The sequence below is a fragment of the Mesorhizobium sp. M0052 genome (genome assembly GCF_040323255.1).
Lineage (GTDB): Bacteria > Pseudomonadota > Alphaproteobacteria > Rhizobiales > Rhizobiaceae > Mesorhizobium.
Map to the genome: position 1 here is coordinate 95,104 of NZ_JAMYUS010000006.1, position 22,186 is coordinate 117,289.

Annotated in this window: 27 protein-coding genes; 4 read left to right on the forward strand and 23 right to left on the reverse strand. The window is 63.1% G+C overall.

What is annotated here, in order from left to right; genetic code table 11:
* From pgsA to NKJ77_RS09675, 3 genes are all read right to left on the reverse strand, one after another.
* Window positions 1-597 carry a CDP-diacylglycerol--glycerol-3-phosphate 3-phosphatidyltransferase gene (pgsA, locus tag NKJ77_RS09665; protein WP_023831127.1) on the reverse strand — a complete coding sequence of 199 codons (597 nt, stop codon included), beginning with the start codon at window positions 595-597 and terminating at the stop codon, window positions 1-3.
* A gap of 170 nt (window positions 598-767) precedes the next feature.
* Window positions 768-2,843, reverse strand: a complete 2,076-nt coding sequence (gene uvrC, locus NKJ77_RS09670) for an excinuclease ABC subunit UvrC (RefSeq protein WP_023831128.1) — start codon at window positions 2,841-2,843, stop codon at window positions 768-770.
* Window positions 2,840-3,604, reverse strand: coding sequence for an SDR family oxidoreductase (locus NKJ77_RS09675; protein ID WP_023701905.1), 765 nt, complete (start codon window positions 3,602-3,604; stop codon window positions 2,840-2,842). The genes uvrC and NKJ77_RS09675 overlap by 4 nt, the downstream gene beginning before the upstream one ends.
* A gap of 410 nt (window positions 3,605-4,014) precedes the next feature.
* Here NKJ77_RS09675 and NKJ77_RS09680 point away from each other — a divergent pair, with 410 nt between their 5' ends.
* Window positions 4,015-4,665 carry an outer membrane protein gene (locus NKJ77_RS09680; protein ID WP_023684724.1) on the forward strand — a complete coding sequence of 217 codons (651 nt, stop codon included), beginning with the start codon at window positions 4,015-4,017 and terminating at the stop codon, window positions 4,663-4,665.
* Between the two features lie 63 nt (window positions 4,666-4,728).
* Here the strand turns inward: NKJ77_RS09680 and NKJ77_RS09685 are convergent, their stop codons facing one another.
* The 4 genes from NKJ77_RS09685 to NKJ77_RS09700 form a co-directional block, all read right to left on the reverse strand.
* On the reverse strand, window positions 4,729-5,325 hold the full coding sequence (locus NKJ77_RS09685) for a glutathione S-transferase family protein (protein ID WP_023689091.1): 597 nt from the start codon (window positions 5,323-5,325) through the stop codon (window positions 4,729-4,731).
* 340 nt (window positions 5,326-5,665) lie between these two features.
* On the reverse strand, window positions 5,666-6,055 hold the full coding sequence (locus tag NKJ77_RS09690) for a hypothetical protein (protein WP_023673454.1): 390 nt from the start codon (window positions 6,053-6,055) through the stop codon (window positions 5,666-5,668).
* A 581-nt stretch (window positions 6,056-6,636) separates the two neighbouring features.
* On the reverse strand, window positions 6,637-6,816 hold the full coding sequence (locus NKJ77_RS09695; protein ID WP_348625631.1) for a DinB family protein: 180 nt from the start codon (window positions 6,814-6,816) through the stop codon (window positions 6,637-6,639).
* Complete coding sequence (locus NKJ77_RS09700) at window positions 6,813-7,163, reverse strand: DinB family protein (protein ID WP_348625632.1); 351 nt, start codon at window positions 7,161-7,163, stop codon at window positions 6,813-6,815. Before NKJ77_RS09700 ends, NKJ77_RS09695 begins: the two co-directional genes overlap by 4 nt.
* A 62-nt stretch (window positions 7,164-7,225) precedes the next feature.
* Here NKJ77_RS09700 and NKJ77_RS09705 point away from each other — a divergent pair, with 62 nt between their 5' ends.
* Window positions 7,226-7,849 (forward strand): TetR/AcrR family transcriptional regulator, encoded by a 624-nt coding sequence (locus tag NKJ77_RS09705; protein ID WP_031195184.1) that lies wholly within the window; start codon window positions 7,226-7,228, stop codon window positions 7,847-7,849.
* Window positions 7,850-7,946: 97 nt separating this feature from the next.
* Here the strand turns inward: NKJ77_RS09705 and NKJ77_RS09710 are convergent, their stop codons facing one another.
* The 6 genes from NKJ77_RS09710 to NKJ77_RS09735 all read right to left on the reverse strand — a co-directional run bounded on the left by NKJ77_RS09710 (window position 7,947) and on the right by NKJ77_RS09735 (window position 11,219).
* A complete protein-coding gene (locus NKJ77_RS09710; RefSeq protein ID WP_023673457.1) occupies window positions 7,947-8,393 on the reverse strand; it encodes a hypothetical protein in 447 nt (148 codons plus the stop codon).
* A gap of 202 nt (window positions 8,394-8,595) precedes the next feature.
* Window positions 8,596-9,018: a VOC family protein gene (locus tag NKJ77_RS09715; protein WP_023689094.1), complete on the reverse strand. Its 423-nt coding sequence runs from the start codon at window positions 9,016-9,018 to the stop codon at window positions 8,596-8,598.
* Window positions 9,019-9,088: 70 nt separating this feature from the next.
* Window positions 9,089-9,421: a MarR family transcriptional regulator gene (locus NKJ77_RS09720; RefSeq protein WP_245266107.1), complete on the reverse strand. Its 333-nt coding sequence runs from the start codon at window positions 9,419-9,421 to the stop codon at window positions 9,089-9,091.
* A complete protein-coding gene (locus NKJ77_RS09725) occupies window positions 9,342-9,509 on the reverse strand; it encodes a hypothetical protein (protein WP_023831131.1) in 168 nt (55 codons plus the stop codon). Before NKJ77_RS09725 ends, NKJ77_RS09720 begins: the two co-directional genes overlap by 80 nt.
* 239 nt (window positions 9,510-9,748) lie before the next feature.
* The gene (locus tag NKJ77_RS09730) at window positions 9,749-10,597 is read right to left on the reverse strand and encodes a 23S rRNA (adenine(2030)-N(6))-methyltransferase RlmJ (RefSeq protein ID WP_023831132.1); all 849 of its coding nucleotides are present in this window, start codon (window positions 10,595-10,597) and stop codon (window positions 9,749-9,751) included.
* 7 nt (window positions 10,598-10,604) lie between these two features.
* On the reverse strand, window positions 10,605-11,219 hold the full coding sequence (locus NKJ77_RS09735) for a hypothetical protein (protein ID WP_023831133.1): 615 nt from the start codon (window positions 11,217-11,219) through the stop codon (window positions 10,605-10,607).
* Window positions 11,220-11,401: 182 nt separating this feature from the next.
* On the opposite strand from NKJ77_RS09735, the gene NKJ77_RS09740 reads away from it, so the two are divergent.
* Complete coding sequence (locus NKJ77_RS09740; protein WP_031195188.1) at window positions 11,402-12,559, forward strand: ATP-grasp domain-containing protein; 1,158 nt, start codon at window positions 11,402-11,404, stop codon at window positions 12,557-12,559.
* Window positions 12,560-12,617: 58 nt separating this feature from the next.
* On the opposite strand, the gene NKJ77_RS09745 is transcribed toward NKJ77_RS09740, so the two are convergent.
* Genes NKJ77_RS09745 through NKJ77_RS09780 form a run of 8 tightly spaced genes read right to left on the reverse strand, consistent with a single transcriptional unit; the run spans window position 12,618 to window position 19,397 of the window.
* Window positions 12,618-12,911, reverse strand: a complete 294-nt coding sequence (locus tag NKJ77_RS09745) for an addiction module antidote protein (RefSeq protein ID WP_023672747.1) — start codon at window positions 12,909-12,911, stop codon at window positions 12,618-12,620.
* A gap of 1 nt (window position 12,912) precedes the next feature.
* Complete coding sequence (locus NKJ77_RS09750; RefSeq protein WP_023672746.1) at window positions 12,913-13,200, reverse strand: type II toxin-antitoxin system RelE/ParE family toxin; 288 nt, start codon at window positions 13,198-13,200, stop codon at window positions 12,913-12,915.
* A gap of 52 nt (window positions 13,201-13,252) precedes the next feature.
* Window positions 13,253-14,257: a Rieske 2Fe-2S domain-containing protein gene (locus NKJ77_RS09755; RefSeq protein WP_023715077.1), complete on the reverse strand. Its 1,005-nt coding sequence runs from the start codon at window positions 14,255-14,257 to the stop codon at window positions 13,253-13,255.
* The gene (locus NKJ77_RS09760; RefSeq protein ID WP_352535054.1) at window positions 14,254-15,387 is read right to left on the reverse strand and encodes a GNAT family N-acetyltransferase; all 1,134 of its coding nucleotides are present in this window, start codon (window positions 15,385-15,387) and stop codon (window positions 14,254-14,256) included. Before NKJ77_RS09760 ends, NKJ77_RS09755 begins: the two co-directional genes overlap by 4 nt.
* Window positions 15,384-16,640 (reverse strand): F390 synthetase-related protein, encoded by a 1,257-nt coding sequence (locus NKJ77_RS09765; RefSeq protein WP_023715075.1) that lies wholly within the window; start codon window positions 16,638-16,640, stop codon window positions 15,384-15,386. Before NKJ77_RS09765 ends, NKJ77_RS09760 begins: the two co-directional genes overlap by 4 nt.
* Window positions 16,637-17,461: an MBL fold metallo-hydrolase gene (locus tag NKJ77_RS09770; protein ID WP_023715074.1), complete on the reverse strand. Its 825-nt coding sequence runs from the start codon at window positions 17,459-17,461 to the stop codon at window positions 16,637-16,639. The genes NKJ77_RS09765 and NKJ77_RS09770 overlap by 4 nt, the downstream gene beginning before the upstream one ends.
* Window positions 17,458-18,462, reverse strand: a complete 1,005-nt coding sequence (locus tag NKJ77_RS09775; protein ID WP_031195192.1) for an NAD-dependent epimerase/dehydratase family protein — start codon at window positions 18,460-18,462, stop codon at window positions 17,458-17,460. The genes NKJ77_RS09770 and NKJ77_RS09775 overlap by 4 nt, the downstream gene beginning before the upstream one ends.
* Complete coding sequence (locus tag NKJ77_RS09780) at window positions 18,459-19,397, reverse strand: 3-oxoacyl-[acyl-carrier-protein] synthase III C-terminal domain-containing protein (RefSeq protein WP_245262699.1); 939 nt, start codon at window positions 19,395-19,397, stop codon at window positions 18,459-18,461. The genes NKJ77_RS09775 and NKJ77_RS09780 overlap by 4 nt, the downstream gene beginning before the upstream one ends.
* Before the next feature lie 201 nt (window positions 19,398-19,598).
* Between NKJ77_RS09780 and NKJ77_RS09785 the strand changes: the two genes are divergently transcribed.
* Window positions 19,599-20,195 carry a T6SS immunity protein Tdi1 domain-containing protein gene (locus NKJ77_RS09785; RefSeq protein ID WP_023685696.1) on the forward strand — a complete coding sequence of 199 codons (597 nt, stop codon included), beginning with the start codon at window positions 19,599-19,601 and terminating at the stop codon, window positions 20,193-20,195.
* Between the two features lie 6 nt (window positions 20,196-20,201).
* Here NKJ77_RS09785 and NKJ77_RS09790 read toward each other — a convergent pair whose 3' ends face one another.
* Window positions 20,202-20,651, reverse strand: coding sequence for a DNA polymerase III subunit chi (locus NKJ77_RS09790; RefSeq protein WP_023831136.1), 450 nt, complete (start codon window positions 20,649-20,651; stop codon window positions 20,202-20,204).
* An 8-nt stretch (window positions 20,652-20,659) separates the two neighbouring features.
* A complete protein-coding gene (locus NKJ77_RS09795; RefSeq protein ID WP_023831137.1) occupies window positions 20,660-22,150 on the reverse strand; it encodes a leucyl aminopeptidase in 1,491 nt (496 codons plus the stop codon).
* Window positions 22,151-22,186 lie beyond the last annotated feature (36 nt).

Here is a 22,186-nt window from a genome sequence, read left to right on the forward strand (position 1 = left end):
TCACTCGTCCATGATGTGCTTGAGGCCGGCGCGGAAATAGTCGTAGCCGGTGTAGAGCGTGACGAGGGCTGCGATCCACAGCAGCACCAGTCCGGTCTGCGTGGTCAGCGGCAAGATCTTGTCGCCGGCAGGCCCGGCCAGCAGGAAGGCGATGGCGACCATCTGGATGGCGGTCTTCCATTTGGCCAGCTGCGTCACCGGCACCGAGACTTTCAATGCCGCCAGATATTCGCGCAGCCCCGAAACCAGGATTTCGCGGCACAGGATGATGATTGCCGCCCACAGCGACCAGCCTGCGATGCCGGCATGGCGGTCGGTGTCGGCGGCGAGCAGCAGCAGGCAGGTGGCGACCAGCAGTTTATCGGCGATCGGGTCCAGCATCTTGCCGATGTTGGACGTCTGCTGCCAGGCGCGCGCCAGATAGCCGTCGAGATAGTCGGTGATCGAAGCCAGCAGGAAGATGATCAACGCCGACCAGCGGGCGAAGTCGCTCGATTTCAGATGCCCCTCGAGAAAAAAGCACAGCACCACCAGCGGCACCGCGACGATGCGGGCATAGGTAAGCATGTTAGGCAGGTTGAACGCGCGCTTGGCCATATCTCAGGGACTCTTTCTGCCTGCGTACTCAAATCAGAACCGGATGTAGGGGGTCAACAGGCGAGATTCGATTGGCCAGACGAAAATAGCGCGCGATTGCCGGGATTCGAGTGGCCTGCGAGAAAAGAACGGCTGCTGCCATTTCATCGGGACAGCGGCGTCACCGGCGCTCAGCTCTCATGGAAATGATTGTAGACGAGCTTGGCGACCTGCTCTGAAATACCGTCGACCTTGACCAGATCCTCGACTGCCGCGCGGCTGACCGCCTTAGCAGTGCCGAAGGCCAGCAGCAGCGCGCGCTTGCGACCGGGACCGATGCCGGCGATCTCGTCGAGCGGGCTCTTGACCAATTCCTTCTTGCGCCGCGCGCGGTGCGAACCGATGGCGAAGCGATGCACCTCGTCGCGCAGCCGCTGGACGAAATAGAGCACGGGATCGCGGACGGGCAGCGAAAACGAGTCCCTGCCTCTGACGAAGAAACGCTCGCGGCCGGCATCGCGGTCCTGGCCCTTGGCGATGCCGATGGCCGCCACGCGATCCTCGATGCCGAGGTCGGCGAGGATCTTGCGCACCGCGCTCATCTGGCCCTGGCCGCCATCGATCAGGATGACGTCGGGCCAGGCCGGGAAGCTGCCGGAGATGTCTTCTTCGATGTCGTCGCCTGCTCCACCGGCTGCCGCGTCGTCGGGAACGACATCGCCATGTTCCTTCAGCAGCCGCGAAAAGCGCCGTTCCATCACCTCGCGCATCATGCCGAAATCGTCACCGGGCGTGATCTCGGTCGAGCGGATGTTGAATTTGCGGTACTGGTTCTTCACAAACCCTTCCGGCCCGGCGACGACCATGGCGCCAACGGCGTTGGTGCCCATAATATGCGAATTGTCATAGACCTCGATGCGCACCGGCGGCTTCGGCAGGCCGAAGGTCTCGGCAAAGCCGGCGAGCAGCCGGCCTTGCGTGGAGGTTTCGGCCAGCCGGCGGCCGAGCGCCTCGCGGGCATTCTGCAGCGCGTTGTCGGTCAAATCCTTCTTCTCGCCGCGCTGCGGCACCGAGATCGACACTTTACGGCCGGCGCGGGTGGACAGCGCTTCGGCCAGCAGTTCCTGATCCTGGACGCCTCGCGACAGCAGAATGTTCCGTGGCGTCGGCTTGTCGTCATAGAACTGCGCCAGGAACGAGCCCAGCACTTCCGCCCCCTCCAGTGCCGGATCGGCCTTGGGGAAATAGGCGCGGTTGCCCCAGTTCTGGCCGGTGCGGAAGAAAAACACCTGGATACAGACCTGGCCGCCCTCCTGATGGATGGCAAAGACATCGGCCTCGTCGACGGTGGCCGGGTTGATGCCCTGATGGCTCTGCACATGCGACAGCGCTGCCAGCCGATCACGATAAATGGCGGCGCGCTCGAAATCGAGCTCCTGCGAGGCCTGCTGCATGGCGGCAGAGATTTCAGTCTTCACCTTCTGGCTGCGGCCCGACAGAAAATCCTTCGCCTCGCTGACCAGCTCGGCATAGTCGCCATGCGAGATTTCGCCGGTGCAGGGACCGGCACAGCGCTTGATCTGGTAGAGCAGGCACGGCCGGGTGCGGTTTTCGTAGAAGGAGTTGGTGCAGCTCCTGAGCAGGAAGGCGCGCTGCAGCGAATTGATGGTGCGCCCGACCGCGCCGGCCGACGCAAAAGGTCCGAAATAGTCCCCCTTGCGCGAGCGCGCACCGCGATGCTTGTAGATGCCGGGCGAGACGTGATCGCCGGTCAACAGGATGTAAGGGAACGACTTGTCGTCCCGCATCAGCACATTGAAACGCGGCCGCAAGCGCTTGATGAGATTGGCCTCGAGCAGCAGCGCTTCGATTTCGGTGCGGGTGACGACGAACTCCATCGTCGATGTCTCGCGCACCATGCGGCCGATGCGGGCGGTGTGGAACCGGCCTTGCGCGTAGTTGGTCACCCGCTTCTTCAGGCTGCGCGCCTTGCCGACATAAAGCACGTCGCCGGCGGCGTTCATCATGCGGTAGACGCCGGGCGCATTGGGCAGCCGCTTGACCAATGTCTGGATGACCTCGGCGCCGACCATGCCGTCGGCGTCGCCGGCATGCGGCGCCCAGTCTATCGCTGTGAAGGCGACATCGGGCCCGGTGGCCTCGGGCTCGACGATCTCCTCGACCGCTTCATCCTCAAGGTTGATCTCGGGCGGCATAGCGTCGGCGGCGCCGGCGCGCGTCTTGTGTTTCTGGTCTGCGGGACTCATTCCACCATGCCTGTCACATCCGGCGTCTGCCATGCAAGATGCTGGCCGCCGTCGAGCGCGATCATCTGGCCGGTCACCGAGCGCGCCTCCCAGAGATAGCGGATGGTGGCGCCGAATTCGGCCAATTGCGGGCCGCGCTTCAGAATCAGGCCATCGACCTGCTTTTGGAAATCATCATCGTCCTGGCGGGCATTCTTCAGCGCCGGACCGGGACCGATGGCGTTGACGCGGATGCGCGGACCGAGCGCCTGTGCCAGCATTTCGGTCTGCGTCCACAGGGCCGACTTCGACAGCGCATAGGAGAAATAGCGCGGCGTCGGCCGCCAGACGCGCTGGTCGATGATGTTGACGATCAGCCCCTCCTGCCCTTGCGGCAAGGCGCGGGCGAAGTTTTGCGCCAACAGCGCCGGCGTCTTCACATGGATGGCGAAGTGAAGGTCCCATGCCGCCCAGTCGAAGTCCTCGACGCTATCGTCGACGAACAGCGACGCATTGTTGACAAGAAGCGTGACCGGGCCGAGCGCTGCCGCGGCGCGGCCGACGAGATCGCCAACCGCATCCATGTCGGTCAGATCGGCGGCTACCACGCCGGCGCGGCCGCCTCCGTCCCTGATGCTCGCAGCCAGCGCGTCGGCCTCGGCGGTCGAGCGGTTGGCGTGGATGGCGACGGCAAAACCGTGCGCGGCCAGATCCTCGACGATCGCCTTGCCGATCCGCTTCCCCCCGCCCGTCACCAGCGCCGTTCCGGCGGCTTCGATCATCTGTCAATCCTCAATCTGCGCCTCAATTCGGCTAGCGGCACATTGTGACGCGTCCAGGGGTTAAATGCCGTTTCCACCTGGGGCAGGAATGTGGCGAAACGGCTTTTTCGCCGCCGGCACCGCCCCGGATTCGGGTCGGCAGGACCGCAATATAGGACGCTGAACCCGTTGCACCAAGCCGAGTGCAGTGCAGCATCGCCTGCGTACTGACATTTCGCTGTTGCGAAGATGCAACGTCAAGCTTCGGCCTCATTCGTGCCGGGGAATGACCCATTTTCAGGTTCGCTGCCGCCGCATTTTGACACGACATTCGGAACCGTTGAGTGCCAGATCCGTTTCACCCCCGGACGGGTTGATGGCGCTCAGGACAAACAAGCCTACGTGTCTTGTGGCTTAAGGAGTAAACAACAATGCAAACCAATCTCAAATTCGCGCCGCTCGCGGTTGCGCTCGGGCTCTTCGCCCTCAGCGGTACCGCTTTTGCTGCCGATGTCGTCTCGGAAGAGCCCCCGGCGCCGGCCCCGATCGCCGAGCTCCCCGTCGCTTCCTGGGCCGGCCCGTATGCCGGTCTCAGCGCCGGCTACGGCTTCAGCGGTCATGCCAAAGTCCATGACGGCGGCCCGGACATCAAGACCAAGGGCTTTGTCGGCGGCGTTTTCGGCGGCTACCAGTGGCAGCAGGAAAACTTCGTGTACGGTGCTGAAGCCGATCTCGGCTACAATGGCGTCAAGGGTGACAGCGGCGGCGTCAATTCCAAGGGCGGCTTCGAAGGCTCGCTGCGCGCCCGTCTGGGTTACGCCGTGACCCCGGAAATCCTGCTCTACGGCACCGGCGGCGGCGCCCTGAAGAACCAGAAGGTCTCGGTCCCCGGCGACAGCGACAGCAACACCATGCTCGGCTGGACGGCCGGCGTCGGCACCGACATCAAGATCACCGACAATGTGTTCGGCCGTGTCGAGTACCGCTACACCGACTTCGGTTCCAAAAGCTTCGACAGTGTCGGCACCAAGGTCAAAGAGAGCGACAACCGCGTCACCTTCGGCGTCGGTATGAAGTTCTAACTGTCGTTCAAGCCACGACACAAGAAAGCCGGGCCTCGCGCCCGGCTTTTTTTGTTTCGCCCGTCAGGCCGGCACAGCCACCTTCAGCCCCGGAAACTTCTCATCGAAACGCGCTGCCCAGCGGGTCAGGCGGCCGCGGCCCTTTTCCCATTTGCCGGCGAAGCGCAGGGAGAGGTAGCCGAGGCATGCACGCAACGCCAGCTGGCCAAGCGTGATCTTCTTCGGCAGCTTCGGCGGATTGGCGTTGAGGAAATCGAGTGCGGCGGTGATCTTGGTCCACTGGCGATCGAGCCAGGGTTGATAGACCATCTCCTCCGGACGCGTGCGCCGCTCATAGACCATCGACAGCGCGCAGTCGCATATGCCGTCGGCCAGCGCCTCCAGCACTTCGGCCTCGAGGCGCTTGTCGGCATTGCGCGGCAACAACAGGCTCTTCGAAGCGCGGTTGAGATGCTGAGTGATCGCGCGGCTGTCATGGATCGAGCGGCCGTCGTCGAGCACCAGCACCGGAATCTTGCCGAGAGGATTGGCTGACATCAGTTCAGCAGGCTTGTCCTCGGTCTTGACCGGAACGAGCTCGACGGCAATGCCGGCATGGAGTGCTGCCATGCGCACCTTGGAACTGTAGGGGGATGAGGACGCGTAGAGCAGCTTCGGCATGATCGGTTCCCTGTTTTCGGACGGCCAGTGCATGTCGCTCAAAAATGCGATTCCGGTCTTGAGAACGACGCGCGTAAAACAAAGGTCTAGAGCGTGTCGCCTGAACCCCATCGAATGCGACCGCCTTAGTGTTGGACGATCTTCCCTGAGGGAGCAACTGCCAGAAGGGCAAAACCAGGCGGCCAATCCGCCGACAATGAAATCGCCATGCATGTCTCACAGAAGTGGCGTCAATTTCGAGAGAACGACATGCATCAAAACAAGACCTAAATCACAACAAAAAAGCTCCCGGGAATCTGCCAGTCGGCAAAGTTCCCGGGAGCTTTGAGATGGACCGCTGTTACTTCTTCTTGGCGGCTGGCTTTTTGGCCGGTGCAGCCTTCTTCACAGCGGCCGTCGACTTGGCGGCGGCGGCCTTCATCGGAGCCTTGGCGGCGGGTTTTGCCGCTGCCTTGGCTGCCGGCTTCTTGGCGGCGGGCTTGGCTGCTGCCTTCGCAGCAGGCTTCGCCACAGCCTTGGCGGCCGGCTTCTTGGCGGCGGGTTTCGCTGCTGCCTTGGCGGCGGGTTTTGCTACTGCCTTAGCTGCCGGCTTTGCCGCTGCCTTGGCAGCCGGCTTTGCCGCTGCCTTCGGTGCTGCCTTCTTTACTGCTGCAGGTTTCGCGGCAGCTTTCGGTGCCGCTTTCTTTGCCGGCGCTTTCGCCGCCGGCGCCTTCGTCGTGGTCTTTGCCATGCGATGCCCCTTGCGTTTGTGCCGATGGCCGTGAGTGACCCGGCGAGCTAATGCATATCTGACTCGTGCGTATCTAGCCAGCGAAGCATTACATAGAATTTCGCAAATTAAGTTTCGGTTACGCTGAGAGCATTATCGCAATCATCGGCACAGAAATCGGCAAAGACTCTTCCCGCTTCGCAGCGAACTGTTGCGAGAGAAATCTCTGATATCGAGACTCACACGATCTTTTCGTCAAGCTCACATTCTCTTGCAACGCCGTCGATCTCACGCGGTCATCGGCGACCTATCGGATGGCAACAATCATCGCACCGCAGAGGCTGATCTTGCTTCATCCCCACGGTTGCAGGAACAGCACTAAACTAAACACGAGCTTTTTGCTCGTATATCGAAAGTGGTTGGATGGAAGCCAGGAAAGACAGCACTTGAAGGACAGCCTGTTGTGTGTCGGACGTCTCCCAGACGAGAAGGGAGATCGCCAGCTTCGGCGCAAGAGATGCCCAACGGAAATGGGAAACGAAAGATAGGGGAATCCTCCTCCCGGGAAGCCGCGATCCCTTGGAAGCCAAGAGGTGCAGGCCCTAAACGCCAACCCGCTCGCGCACCTGCGGCCGGCGCGAAGGCTCGGCTTGGTGGAGGTGGACGGCAAACGTATCCCACGGCGGCGCAATGCCGATCTGCATCAGGATCCGCCCGATCTCGCCGCGGTGATAGCCGCCATGCGTGACGACATGGGTCAGCATTTCCTGGCGTGACATCATCGCCCTGTCGCCATCGTGAAGGTGAAAGGCACAGGCTCTGACATGAGCTTTGGCGAGACGGCTCCGATATAGTCGAGATACCAACGATCCATCGCAGCGACATCAGCGCTCAATTCATCGAGTGCCGGTGTGTCCACGGTGTTGTCGGACGCATAGCCATGACGCGTGCCGGAAAGATGCGCGGCGAATATCTTCGATACGACGAGGTTGTGGTTGATGAGACGGGTCGCTGTGTGACGCTGATCGACATGCTCCTGCTGGTCGAGGCCCGCAAGCTTCTCCAGCAATTCACCATTCGCCCAGATTTGATAAACGTAGAGGCTGCGGAGCAAATCCAGCGCGTCCATGGTCTGTATCCTTTCCAAAAAATGTGAGTATGTTATCTATATTCTTGGCTGCTGGAGCAGACATGTCTACTCGCATTGCAAAGCCGCGCTCACGCATGCGCAAGCAGCCGCGCCAGGCGCGTTCGAGAGCGACGGTCGAGGCGCTCATCGAAGCCGGTGCTCATGTTCTGAGCGCGCTCGGCTGGGCCGGCTTCACCACCAACAAGGTGGCCGATGCGGCCGGCGTCAGCATCGGCTCGCTCTATCAATATTTTCCCGACAAGCTGTCGCTGGTCGAAGCAATTCGCCGGCGACATTTCGATCAGGTGCTGTCGGTGATCGCCGAATCAGCAGAAGGCGACAAGCCGCTCAAGCGATTCGCGCAGGAGCTGGTGCGCGGCATGATCGATGCGCACAGCATCTATCCGACGCTGCATCAGGTGCTGCTCGACGAGGCGCCGGGCGATCGCGGCTCACGCGCCGCCCATGCCTCGTTCCAGTCGCGCTATCTTGATCACTACACGGCGGCGGTGGCGCAATATCGCAGGCGCAGAAAGGACAATGAGACCGTGGCCCGGGTGCTGTCCTCAGCGGTCGAGGGCGTCATCCACAATGCCGCGCGGCGAGACATGCTCGACTTGCCGGAACTGCAGAAGCAGTTGGTCGAGCTGATCTGCGCTTACGTATCTGGTGGGAAGGCGATGTGAGGCAGCGGCAGCAGTTCGGAGATTGGCGAAACCGGAGCGACATCAGATCTCCCCCTTGCGGGGAGATAGCAGGTTCAACGGCGGTTCTTATCCGACCTTAGCGCAGGACGCGGCAGCGGCCGTTGTAGACCATCCAGCGGTCGAAGCCCGAGACGCAGAATTCGACATTGTCGCCGATCGAGGCAAAACCCTGGCCTTCCTCGATCAAGTACCAGATGGTGCGGGCGCGGCCATCGGAAAGGCTGACGGTGGCGCCGCAATAGCGGCGGCCGATCGGCCATTCTTCGCTGGCCGGGAGATAGCGATGCTGGTGGATGCGTTGGAAATCGGTGATCGAAACATCCGGCAGATGCGGCACGTGATGCACCTGGTAGGAGAAGCGGCTGGAGATTTTGCTTAGCACCCAGGCCTCGCCGCAAACGCCGCTGTCCTCGTCGGAATAGACGGAAAGATCGGCGGCCTGCGCTGGCTGGCCGAGGGGTGCGGCCAGCGGCGTGCAAAGCGAAATCAGGGCAGCAAGAGCGGATTTGGCAAAGCGAGTCATGGCAGCCTCTCAAAGGTCGACTGCGCCCACTTTGCGGATTCGGCGGCGCGCGGTCAAGCGGTCGCCCTGACGATGGTTTCCCGCTCCGCAACCGGTTTTGCCGGTGCGAAGCTGCGAAACCACGTCCTGACCTTCGAAAAAGCTCGCCTTGCCCATTAGGAAAAGCGGCCTGCCCATGGCCGGCGGGCCGCCGAAACCCGGTTCAGCCTTGCTTGGCGTCGCCCTGCGGTATGGCGGCCGGGTCCATCCACATCGCTTCCCAGACGTGGCCGTCAGGATCGGCCAGGCTGCGATTGTACATGAAGCCATAATCCTGTTGGGCGTTGATGTCGGCGGCGCCGCCATTTTTCGCCGCCGCCTCGTTCATCGCATCGACCGCCGCGCGGCTGTCGCAGGACACGGCAAGCATGACCTCGCTCGAGGTGGCCGGCGGGATGGGGCGATCGGTGAACTGACGCCATTTGGCGTGGGTGAGCAGCATGACGTTGATCGTTTCGCTCAGCACCATGCAGGCTGCGGTGTCGTCGGTGAAGTGCGGGTTGTTGTCGAAGCCGAGGGCTTTGTAGAATGCCATCGACGCAGCGAGATCGGCGACGGGCAGGTTGACGAAGATCATGGGGGGCATAGGGTCTCCTTGACAGTACACACTTGAAACCGGACCGGCGTTTCGCCGGACCATCCTCCGATGCCTTCTCTCAACGCACCGGTTTTGCTTTGCCGCGCACCCTCTCGGTCTGCGCCTCCTGCATCGCTTCGACCTCTTGATAAGCCGAGCAAAAACTGCATCTCGGCCGCCGAATATTCTCCAGCAATGCGGCGCCCGCCTCGAGGATCGGATGGTAGCAGCGCCGGACGAGTTCCTCGGTCTTCTTGCCCGCCGCGACCATGACCTTGCGCCTGTCACCGGGATCCGGCTGGCGGCTGACGAAGCCGCGCTTTTCCAGCCGGTCAATCAACGTCGTAGCCGCCGCCGGCGTGAGATTTGTCTCCCTCGCTACGACGTTTGCCGGCCGCGGGCCGTGACTGATCGCGCCAGCGGCGCTCGGCAGCGCTCAGCACATAGATTTCGGCAACGGTCCCATCGAACGTTTCAACGGCATCCTGCCAGCGCGACATCGCGAAGCCTATCGCGTTGACCAGTTCCTTTTTTGTCGATCTTGGCTTCGATTCGAAATCTAATAATTAGATATCTATCTATCTGATTCTGGGATTAGCGTCAACGCCAAGCCGATTAGATGTGCATCTCCATGGTTTCGGTTCGTTCAACACAACTGAGCATTCGCGGATGGCGCCACCGTCAAAACTTCTAGCGACTTTGTGTCTTTGCCGCGGGCGTCGCCCGCTGCGAAGCGTCGCTACTCCCCGGCCAGCCATTCCAGCGACCAGTGCGCCGGCTTTTCGACCGCCAGCAATCTGTGCAGGACCGGCAGCACGATGCGCAGTTCGCGCTCCAGCGTGAAGGGCGGGTTGACCACCACCATGCCGCTGCCGTCGAGGCTTGGTTCACGCGATGCCGGCCGGATCTCGAACTCGATGTCGAGCAGTTTTGGAACGCCGGATTGCTTGAGCGCCTTGCGGAAGGCGATGATCGCTTTGCGGTCCTTGATTGGATACCACAGCGCGTAGATGCCACCCGGCCAGCGCCTGTGCGCTTTCTGCATGCCATCGACCAGGCGGTCGAATTCGCCGACTTCCTCGAACGGCGGATCGATCAAAACCAGGCCGCGCTTTTCCTTCGGCGGCAGATGCGCGCCAAGCGCCAGCCAGCCGTCGAGTTCGATCACCCTTGTCTGGAAATCGCCGGCAAACAGCGTCTTCAGCCTGGCGGCATCTGCGCCGTGCAGTTCGATCGCCGACAACCGGTCCTGCTTTCGCATGAGGTGCCTGGCGATCAATGGCGAGCCCGGATATTTCTTCACCCCGCCATCGGGATTGAGCGAACGCACCGCTTCAAGATAGGGGGCAAGCAGCGCAGCCGCCGATTTTTCGATCGGGGCGTGGATGAGGCGGCCGATGCCGCCTTGCCATTCGCCGGTCTTTTGCGCTTCCGCCGACGAAAGATCGTAGCGGCCAATGCCGGCATGAGTGTCGACGACACGGAACGCCTTGTCCTTCTGCTTCAGATAGTCGAGCAGAAGGCTGAGCACGACATGCTTGACGACGTCGGCGAAATTGCCGGCGTGATAGGCGTGACGGTAGTTCATGCCGCGCTCATGTCGAGGAGCCTCTGCCCCAACGCGGCGGTGGCGGCTTCGAGTTCGGGTTCTCCGGCCGGCGACCGCCGAAAGCCAGAGTAAGCAGGAAGCCGATCAGGCCGACGGCCATCAGCCCATAGCCAACCGGCCGTGCGCGTTGATCGATCTCACCGGCGCCGGAGCGCAGTATCAGATCCACTGCGCGTATCGGGATATCGTCGGCGTCGCCCGGGCCGGCGGTGAAGAGATAGGTGCCGGGACTGACGGTTTCGATCACGCCGGCCTCGTCGCGAAAGATCTTGTCGGGCAGTTGCGGGCTGACCTGGCGCGGATTGTCGGCGTGGTTGAATTGCAGCGTCGAGGCAAGCACCGTGCGCCCGGCTGTGGCGGCAGTCAGCGTCAGCACGGTGCGCTGCTGCGAGACAATGCGCTCGGCCTTTGCCGTCAGGTCGACCAGCACTCTGACCGGCGCGTCGCCAGCTTTCAGCGTCACCGTCACAGGCCTAAACCGTCCCTGGTCGTAGACGCGCCAGGCGCCGATCTCGTGGCCGGAGAAATTGCTCATGGCCCAGGGATAGACGAAGCCAATGGCGGTGCCGGCAAGCAGTATCAGGACAAACAGAAAGCGCATTGAGGAGATCCGGGTGTTCGACAGATTGCCAATAACGCCCTGAAGGCCAAAAAGCGATGGCTGACGCAGCGGAGCCACCTTTGTGGAGTCCGTTGGCGGCACGCAAGCCATGTGGCACTTATGGCGAATGAAGCCTTCCGCAGAAGCATCGACTCGTCTTTTCCAACCGATGCCGGTGGCTCATGCCCAATAGCACCGTGCTGATCACCGGTGCCCGCGCGCCGGTGGCGCTGCACCTGGCGCGGCTGCTGCATGGCGCCGGTCGCCGGGTGATCCTGGCCGACAGCCCGGCCCGGCCGATCGCCGCAGCGAGCACGGCCTGCGCCGCCTACCATCGCCTGCCGCCGCCGCGCTTTGCCGCCGACGCCTATGCCAAGGCGGTGGAAGCGCTTGTCCGCGCGGAAGGCATCGAACTCGTTATCCCGACCTGCGAGGAAGTCTTTTATCTCGGTCGTCTCTGGCAGCACCGCGCCATGCCGGCCCGCCTCTTCGCACCCGAGATGGCGATGCTCGCCCGCGTTCACGACAAGCATGCCTTCATCCGGCTGGCGCAGAGCCTTGGGCTCGACGTGCCGGAAACGATACTGCTGCAAAGCGAGGCCGATCTCGACGGCGTTCGTGGCCAATCGCGCGAATTGGTGTTCAAACCGGTGTGGTCGCGTTTTGCCCGTGACGTACTGCTGCGGCCATCGCCGGACGAACTCGACGCCGTCCGCCCCTCGCCCGCCGCTCCTTGGGTGGCGCAGCGCTACATCGCCGGTGAAGAGATCAGCGCCTATGCGGTGGCGGTCGAGGGTGAACTCAAAGCGCTGGCGCTCTACAGTTCGCTCTATCGCGCCGGCATGGGCGCCGGCATCTGTTTCGAGCCAGTCGGGGATGCGGCTGCCCGGCGCTTCGTCGAAACCTTCGTCGCCGGCGCCGGCTGGACCGGCCAGATCTCCTTCGACCTGATGCGCGAGAACAACGGCAGGGTGCTGCCACTGGAGTGCAATCCGCGCGCCGTGAGCGGCCTGCACTTCTTTCGCGATCCGCGGCGCTTCGCCGACGCGGTCCTGGAGGATGGCGCCGAGGTGAAGCCCGACGTGACGGCGCCGCAGACGGTGAGGCTTGCGATGTGGATCTACGGGATGCCGGCGGCACTGCGCTCCGGTGGTCTCGGCAGCTTTCGCCAGGCGATGCACGATGCCGATGAGCTGCTCGACTGGCCGGGCGACCCCGCGCCGAAGCGGGCGCAGTGGCGCACGCTGGCCGAGATCGCCGGCACAGCACTGCGCCAGCGCATCAGCCTTCAGGCTGCGTCGACGCGCGATATCGAGTGGAATGGGCCGGAGCAGGACTAGTCGAGTTGAAGCGGAACTTCCCGTTTTCAGCTGAGTGCGTAAGTCCTGCTAAGGTTGCCTAAACGGGATTAACTGGCTTTGCGGACAATTGCAGGCCAAGCGCCTTGGTTACGCCCAGCAATGTACTGAGGCGCGGATCGCCCTTTTCGCTCAGCGCCTTGTAGAGTGCCTCTCGGGTCACGCCGGCGTCCTTCGCTATGCTTGTCATGCCGCGGGCGCGCGCGACAATGCCGAGGGCGTGCGCAATATAAGTCGCGTCCCCGGTCTCGAACGCATCAGCGAGCAGTTCGGCTTGAGACTCAGCATCATCAAGATATTCGGCGGCGTCGAATGGTGTGGTTCTGAGGGTCATATCAAACTTCCTTTGCCATTTTCCTGGCTTTTCCGATGTCCCTGTCCTGCGAGCCTTTGTCACCGCCGCAGAGCAGGATAATGACCGTGTTGCCGCGCCGGACGAAGTACACGCGGTATCCCGGACCGTAATCTACGCGCAATTCTCCTATGCCATCGAAGAACTTGGCGTCTCCCAACAGCCCAGCCTGAACGCGGACAATCCGTTGGGTGATCTTCTTTACGGCGCGAATGTCCGTGAGCCCTCTGAGCCATTTTCGGAATTCGTCAGTGGATCGAACTTCGATCATCCGTGAACTATAATTTACAGCAGAACTGGAATCAAGTGCCGTGAACTTTAGATTACAACTCGATTTGGTGCACCCGCGGCTCTGCCGCCGCCGGTGGCATCTTGCCGTCGATGATCGCCGCTATGTCGCGGCGCAGGAAATCCAGCGGGCCGATCGCCGGCTGAACCTGCGGCGATATACGGGCGTTGTCGCTGGCCGATTTCAGCACACGGCGATCCTGCTGCAGGGCAAAGGCAAAGAGCGGCCGGAAAGCAAGCGCCTTGAGTTCGCCGAACAGGCCCTGTCGCGGGCCGATCAGCCAGCCGACGCCTTCGACGGTCCGTTCGTCCGCCTGACGCAAATGGAAAGTGGTCGCCAGCGCCAAGCCGCCCTTGCCCCAATATTCGAGTTCGACGATGCCGGGATGGCGGTAGCGGCCGATGGTCTTGGCGCGCTTGCCTTCCAGCAGCCGGCTGACCAGCCCCTGTTGGCGGTCCTCGCCGGTGTAGCAGCTTTCGACCCAGCCCTTGCCGCCGGTCACCTCGACGCGCACGAGATGGCGCTTTGCGGTCAGGCCGCGCAGCACACCCTTGTGGGTGAAGTGGGTGTGAGTGGCGTCGAGAATGTTCTCGGCGGCGTCGAGCACCGTCGATCGCGCCGAGCTTCGCACCCGCTTCACGACGACATCCTTGCCTTGCATGCAATGGAGATAGGGCTCGCCCTCAGGCGTGCCTGCCGAGACGAAGACGACGCCGTCGCGCTCGATCGCGCTGTAGCGGCGGATACGGTAATGCGGGACGTCGCCGACATGGCCGGGAATGGCGGTGCAGCGCCCTTCCCCATTGTAGCGCCAGCCATGATAGGGACATTCGATCTCGCCACCGACGACTTTGCCGGTCGAGAGTTCGACCAGGCGGTGAGCGCAGCGGTCGAAGAGGGCGGCAATGCCTTTCGCCGAGCGGAACAGCACCAGTGGCGCGCCGTCGAACAGGATGCGCTTCGGCTTGGCTTTGATGTCGGCAGACCGCATCACCGCCTGCCAATAGTCTTTGTCTTTCTGCTGTCGGGTGTCGCTCAAAGTTCAAATCTCCTGAGCAGGGGAATGCCGATCTTCGCGAGCACAAATTCCATGATCCGCACCGCCATGCGTTGGCGGCGCGGCAGATGGGCAGCATAGACGGCGTTGTATTCCACCGTCGCCACGGCGCCGCGCAAGCGTTTGAAGGCGGCGGCACCGGCGCTCATGTTGAAGAACAGGCTGTGCGCCATCGCATGATCCTGCGCCAGCGCCATCATCATGCGGTAAAGGCCTTCGCTCACCGGGAGGCCGGTGTCGTAGCCGACGATGGGCTGCGTCAGTGTCCTGCCGTTCTGAGACAAAGCGGCGACGGCGACCAGTTCACCGCCGGGACGACGCAGACCTGCCAGTTGCAGGATGCCGCGACGGTGCGTCTCGCCGATATAGCGGGCCGTGTAGTGCGGGTTGAGCGGCGTGTATTTGTCGAGATAGAGCATCCGGTAGAGCGCTTCGGCGCGCGCATAGTCGGCCTCGGTGAAGTCGCCATTGCCGACCTGCTCGAAAGGCGTCGTGGGCAGCCGCTTGCGGTCGCGCTTCATGTCGTTGGTCATGGCCGAACCGTCGCCTGCGAAGATGTAGATCTGCCGCGCCGCCAGCATTCGAAAACCCTCCGCCTTCAGCGCTGCGATTGTCGAGGGATCGGCGATCTCGTTCAGGGAGCGGATGAAAACAGCGCGATCTGGAAAACGCGCGGTGAGATCGTCGCGCATCGCCGCGACCGCGTTGCGATCGAGCAGCGGCACCGGATTGGTCGAATAGAGCCAGTTGTTGACCTGAACCTGACGGTCAAGGCCGCTCATCCTGACCAGCGGCGCGCACAGGCCGATCAGCATCCGCATCGTTTTTTGCAGCAAGGGCGAGGAGACGAAATTGCGGGTCTCGTCGATGGCATAGTCGATATAGGCGCTGGACGGGCAGCAGATATAGCAGTTCGGCGCTTCGCTTCTGTCGTTCAGCGTCAGCGGAAAGGAGCGGCCGGCGATCTCGAAGGTTTCGACAGCCACTGTCAGATTGCGCACGAGGTCGCGCACCGGCACCTCGTTGAAAAGCTGAACGAAGGCTTCGACCTCACGCGGGTTGTTTTCTACCCGGTTCGTCTGATCGAGTGGCAACATAGCGAGCCGGTTCATGATGCCGCTCCCAGGTGGCATTCGACCCGACGCAGTTTGCGGCCGGTCTCCAACGGCAGGTCCCTGCGAACAAGGCTGACCGAAGCTGTCGCCTGGCGCGCCGCCAGCAAATTGCGCACGGACTGATGGGCGGCGGTGGCGGCTTCGTCGGCAAGCCCGGGGGCCAGGCTGAGTTCGATTGCATCTTCAGCGGTCTGGACCAGGCGGAAATCGTCGATGCGCCGGTCGGCCTTGAGCACCGCATTGCGTAGTATGTCGGGCGTGACGAGGAGCTGCCCGTGCGGCGAGGCGAGCCGGAAAGCGTCGTCCATGCGGCCGACGATCTCGTCCAGCGTGCGCAGCGGCGAGCCGCAGCGGCATGGCTTTTCGGACAGCCGCAGCAAGTCGTTCATCCGGTAGCGCGCCATGATCTGGGTCCGGCGGCGAAAGGCGGTGATCAGCGGCATGACCAGGCCGTCGCCGGCCGGTTCGAACTCGAAGAACACCGAATCCTCGGCCAGATGCAGCCCGCCCTGGCGGCAGGTGACGGCGAACAGCCCTTCGGTCGCCATGTAGATCTGGTCGACCTGACCACCAAAGAATGCCTCGATGACCGGCCGGTCAACCGGGTCGAGCGTTTCGGCGGCGCTGAAGACACGCTGCGGCTTGAGCCGAAAGCCCTCGGCCGCGAAGTGCCGCAGTATCTTCGGTGGCGCGATGATCACCGTCGGCGCGAAATCTTCGAGAGCGCCGCGCCAGCTCTCCGGACCGCGCGTCAGATCGAAGAAGCGCAGGTCGATACGCCGCGATTTGCGCGCGCTGTCGTAGAGCCCGGTGTTTTGCGGCAGGATCACCGCAACGCGCTGCCGGCGCCAGAGCAGATCGGGCACGGCTTTGGCCAGGATGGTGCCCAGCCAGCGGTATTTTTCCGCCTCGGAAATGACGAACAGGCCACGATTGCCCGACGTGCCGGTGCTGGAGCCGACAGTCAGCTCGCCAATGCGGCTATCGCCGGCCTGCGCCTTCCAGGCCTCGGCGGCCGAGACGCCATGAATGTTGAAGCGCTCGAAATTGCCCATCAGCGTCGCCTTGTCGGTCACCGGCAGATCGCCGAGATGACGCGGCGTCTTGCCGTAGAACGGCGCGCGCGGCAGGTCGCGGTCGAGAAAGCGGCGCAAGGCATGACCTTGCCAGCGTTCGAAATTCTCACGGCTCTTGCGCGAGAGCCATTGCGTCAACACAAACGAACGGGCCGCTTCCGTCGGCCCGTTCATGCGCTCTCTCCGGCCAGATCGTAGGCCGTCACCGCCGGATCATGACAAAGAACAACCTCGCCGCCGGTCGCCAGAAACCGGCGCAACATTACGCTGGTCGGCTCGATCGCGGCGGCATCCTCGGCCAGCAGGGTTGCCGGCAGACCGGGAGTTCGGTTTTCGACAAGGGCCGCGAACAACCATTGCGCGTCGACGGCGTAGAGCAGCGGCCGCTCCAGATTTGGGAACGAAAGGCCGAACTGGCCATCGGCATGGCCGGGCAGACCGACTGCGATGACGCTGCCGTCGCCGAACAGATCGGCGCCGCCCGGTACGCCGCCACGCGGCTCGACCTGCCGCTTCGACGACAGCCCGTCGAGTCGGGCCTCGAAGTCAGACGGGAACAGTTCCTTGAAGACGCCATGGCGCAGATTCTGCAGGGAAGTCTTGGCCTTCGCCCGCGCCCAGGCGGTGTCATTGGCGATAAGCCGAGCGTTGGGAAACAGCGACAGGCCCGACATGTGGTCGGCATGGAAATGCGTGACGATGACGGTGCGCACATCCTGCAAAGACAGGCCGAAGCGCGCCAGTACCGCGAGCGGCTGCTCGGCTTCGTTGAGCTGGGGCCGGAGGATCGCACTGTAAAGACGCAGCGCCGTGCTGCGCCCACTGCCTTGTGTCACATGCGGCGTGTAGCCGGTGTCGATCAGGACGGGGCCGGCCCGCGGATGCATGATCAGGCCGTAGCGGACACGTAGCCTGACCTTCGCCCAGCTGCCGCCGCGCAGGATCAGGCGCTCGGCTGCGCCGACAGAGGCGCTGTTGGCGAAGACGATCTTCACGCTGCCCCCCTGCTTTCCATCGCCTTGCCGAATGTGCGATCGAGCCCTTCCTCGAACGACACTTTGGGCGCCCAGCCGAGGATGCGGCCTGCCTTGGAAAGATCGAGGCTCTGCGCATAGGCGAACAGGCCAAGACCGTAGCGCGTCACCGGCGGTTCCGGGCGGCCGGGCAATATATTCGCTACCGTCTCCGCTATCCCGGCCGCCAGCATGGCGGGCCAGAGCGGCATTCTGCGCCAGCGCGGCTGCACGCCGGCGCGGGCGCAGGCCGCCTCGGCAATGCGGCGGACCGGCACCACTTCGCCGCCGGAGATGTTGAATATCTGTCCCTCGGCAGCGCTGCCGGCGGACAGCGCGGCAAGCACCGCATCGACGACATCCTCTATATAAGTGAGATCGATGCGCGCCTTGCCGTCGCGAAACAGCGGCAGCGGGCGCTGCCGTGCCACCTGCAGCAGACGCGGCAGCAGCGTGCGGTCGCCGGGACCGTAGAGGCCGCGCGGCCGCAGCACCACCGGGCTGATCTCAGGCGCCGCCAGCACGATCTCCTCGGCCTGCCGCTTGGTGCGGGCATAGTGGTTGACCGGAGGGGGCAAGGCCGCATTCTCGGAAACTCCGAGCTGGTCGCGATAGGCGAAACAGACCGTCGGGCTGGAGATATGGACGAAGCGGCGCACGCCTTGCCCGCGCGCGAAATCGCTGAGGTTGCGGGTAGCTGTGACATTTGCCGTCTGGAAATCCGCCAACCTGCCGAAGGGCGCGGAAAGTGCCGCGCAGTGGATGATCGCATCGACGCCGTCGAGAGCGCGCGCGGCAGCTGCATCGAATGGTTGAGACAAATCGAGCCGAACGACCCGATGACCAGCGGCTTCGAGCGCCGCGCAGCGTTTGGCGTCCCTGCCAAGACCCAGCGCCGGTGTGCCCAGTGCAGCCAGCCGCGCCATGACATGCGCGCCGAGGAAGCCGCTAGCGCCGGTGACGAGGACGCGTCCCACGGTCATGCTTCCAGCGCCATGCCGCCGAACGACACGCCGGCCGAGGTGCCGAGGAACAGCACTTTGGCGCCGGGCACAATGCGTTGTTCGCGGCGCGCGACGTCGAGCGCAAAGGGGATGGAAGCGGCGATCTGATTGCCGTAGCGCGCCGCGATGTCGACGAGCTTTTCCCTGGCGAAGCCCGTCTGGCGCGCCATGTGGGCGAGCGCGAAAGGGCTTGCCTGATGCGGCACGACGAGGTCGACATCGTCGTGCCGCCAGCCGGCGCGATCGAGCAACTCCGCTACAAAGCCGTTGAAATGGCGTGACGTAACGCGAAACAGTTCCTTACCCTCCATGTGGAACAGGCTGTGGCGGGCGAATTCCTCGGGCTCACGATGAAAGTCGAACCGGGTGCCGCCGGAGCCGATGCTGCAGGCCGCATAGGCGGAAGGGTAGGTGCGCATCAGGTTGGCCGCGACCCGACCCTCGCTTGGGGCCTGTTGCAGCACGGCGGCCGCCGCGCCATCGCCGAAGAGGGCCGCAATTTCCGGCTGGTCCTGCCACGGCAGGGCGCGCGAGGCGATTTCAGACGAGAACACCAGCGCCGTCCGGCATTGCCCGGCCTCGATCAGGCGCGACGCGGTCTCGAACGCTGTGAGGAAGCCGAGGCAGGTGCTGTTGACGTCGAAGGCGGCCGCCGACCCATCGGCAAGGCCGAGGCGCTGCATGACCAGCGGAGCCGTCGACGGCAACGGCTGGTAAGGCACGCCGCAACCGCCGATGACCAGATCGACACTGCCTGCCTCAAGTTCGGCATCGGCAAGCGCCAGACGGGCTGCGGCACAAGCAAGGTCGACCTGCGATTCGGCGTCGCAGACATAGCGTTCGATGACGCCGGTCGCGGCCTCGAAATGTCCGTCGCCAAACCCCAGCCGCGCGTCGAGGGCGCGCGAGGTCACGCATCGAGCCGGCACGGCTCGCCCGGTTCCGATGATCCTGATCCGCATTCTCAGCCCGCCCAATGAGCCTGCATCCAGTCAATCCATAAAACGGATCCAATGTGATGGCCATCATCAAGACGAATGCGTGGGAACTATGGAGCCTTCAGTGGATTGCGGCTAGAATCTCTCGCAAGTATAAAGACCCGTACGGGGGCGATTATGGCCAGATCTTTTTTCCGCTTTATTTCTTCAATTTTTGGCGCGTCCGACGCCAGACAGGAAGGAAAAGCCGAGGCCAACAGAGCCAATACAGGGGGCTTGATCAGAGCCGAATGGCCCCATGACTATCAGTTCCTCTTTATCGAACCACCTGCGAACGAAGTCGCGGAAGCGTTGGACGGCTGGAAGTGGATCGGACTGGATGGCCTTGAACCAGCTGCGGTGTCAGCTTTCGGCGACATATTTTTCCGTGCCGGCGACGGGTCGGTTCGTCATCTCGATATGCTCGACGGGAAATTGACCAGAATTGCGGGTCATTGGGCGGAATTTCAGGCCGACTTGCAGAATGAAGCGCGCCGCGACGAGTTGCTGCTGGCGGGCCTTGTCGTTGCCGCCCGAAAGAACGGACTGATTCCGGCAGCCGGCCAATGCTATGATTTCAAGAAGCCGCCGGTGCTTGGCGGCGAAATGAGTCTGCGAGAGATGGAAACGACGTTTTTCGTTGTGAAGGTGCATATCGCCGGCCAAATCCATCGGCAGGTGAAAGATCTCCCGCAGGGCGCGAAGATAAACAAGGTTACGATCAGCGACCGATAACGCGACTTACGCCTTGCGCTCCCAGCGACGGTCGGGCGTCTGCTGCCAGTAGGTGACAGCGTGGCCCGCTTCTTTCAACACCTTCCAATGCGTCCGCGCCCCTTCGACCTGGGCCGCGTCATGGCCGTCGAAAAGGAACACGGCGCGTTCATAGCCGGCGAGATCCGCGGGTGCGGCGCCATCGACGAGGAAGCGTATCTGCGCCTGGTTAGGGTTGGCGTCGCTTGTGGTGAGAAGGATTGGCTGTTCGGCCGGATGGGCTTCACGGTCGGTCGCGTGCGGGAGGAACGAATCGTCCCTGAACGTCCACAGATGCTGGTCGAGCGCGTCGCGCCGCTCTTCGGTGCCGGTCTGCACCACGGCTCGCCAGCCGCGATCGATGCTGCGCTCGAGCAGGCCCGGCAGAGCATCCTCCAGCGTCGATTCGGTCAGGTGGTAGAACAGGACATCGGCCATTCCCTGCCTTATCCCTCGTAATTGTCGCGGACCAGCCGGTCGAGCAGCCTGACGCCGAAACCCGAGCCCCAGGACTGGTTGATCTCGCTCGGCGGCGAGCCCATCGCGGTGCCGGCGATGTCGAGATGCGCCCACGGCGTTTCCTTGACGAAGCGCTGCAGGAACTGCGCGGCGATGATGGCGCCGCCATAGCGGCCGCCGATGTTCTTCATGTCGGCGTTCTTGGAATCGATCAGCTTGTCGTATTCGGGCCCAAGCGGCATGCGCCACAGCCGCTCCTGACTCGCCTTGCCGGCCGCCGTCAACCTGTCCGAAAGTTCGTCATTGTTGGAGAACAGGCCGGCATAATGCTGGCCGAGCGCGACCATGATGGCGCCGGTCAGCGTCGCCAGATTGACCATGAATTTCGGCTGGAAGCGGTCGTTGCAATACCACAGCGCGTCGGCCAGAACGAGGCGTCCTTCGGCATCGGTGTTGAGCACCTCGATGGTCTGACCCGACATCGAGGTGACGATGTCGCCGGGGCGCTGGGCATGGCCGTCGACGGCATTTTCCACCAGCCCGACGATGCCGACGACATTGGCCTTGGCCTTGCGCGCGGCTAGCGCCTGAATGAGCCCGATGACGGCCGCGGCGCCGCCCATGTCGCCCTTCATGTCCTCCATGCCGGAAGCCGGTTTCATCGAATTGCCGCCGGTGTCGAAGGTGACGCCCTTGCCGACGAAGGCGACCGGTGCGTCCTTGGCCTTGCCGCCCTTCCATTGCATGACAGCCATCCGGGCGCCGCGTGGCGAGCCTTGCGCGACACCGAGGAGCGAGCCCATGCCGAGCTTCTTCATTTCCTTCTCGGTGAGGATCTCGACCTCGACGCCGAGCGCTTCCAGTTCCTTGGCGCGGGCGGCGAATTCGATCGGGCCGAGCGTATTGGCCGGTTCGTTGACAAGGTCGCGCGCCAGAAGCACGCCGTCGATGACCGCAACCTCGTCGGCGAAGGCCTTTTTCGCCGCGGCAGGATCGGCGGTGTGGATGGTCACCTTGACCGGTTTCTTCGGCTCGGCATCGTCCTTGTCTTTCCTGGTCTTGTATTTGTCGAAGGAGTAGCTGCGCAGAATGATGCCAGCGGCAAGGTTCGCCGCTTGCCTGCCGCCAATCTTTGCGCCCGGCACATCGAGGATGACGGCCACCTCCGCTGCCTTGCGCAGGGACGCGGCGATGGTGCCGCCAAGCTTCAGCCAGGCAAAGTCATCGAGGCCGGCGACCTTGCCGGCGCCGACCGCCACCAGTCGGTCGAGCGATGTTCCCTGCGGCGCCAGCACTTCGACGACACCGGCGAATTTTCCGGAAAACTCCGCCACCGGAAACGCCCGCGCCAGTGTTCCTGAGGGGTCGCAGGCCTTTGCCGGTTCGCCAAGGCCACCATCGTCGGCCGCCAGCACGAAGATGCTGCCCTTTTTGGGTGCGGCAAATTTGGCGAAGGCGATCAATGGTCTCAAAGTCATCAGGTCCTGCTTTCGGGAAACGGCTCAGATTTTCAG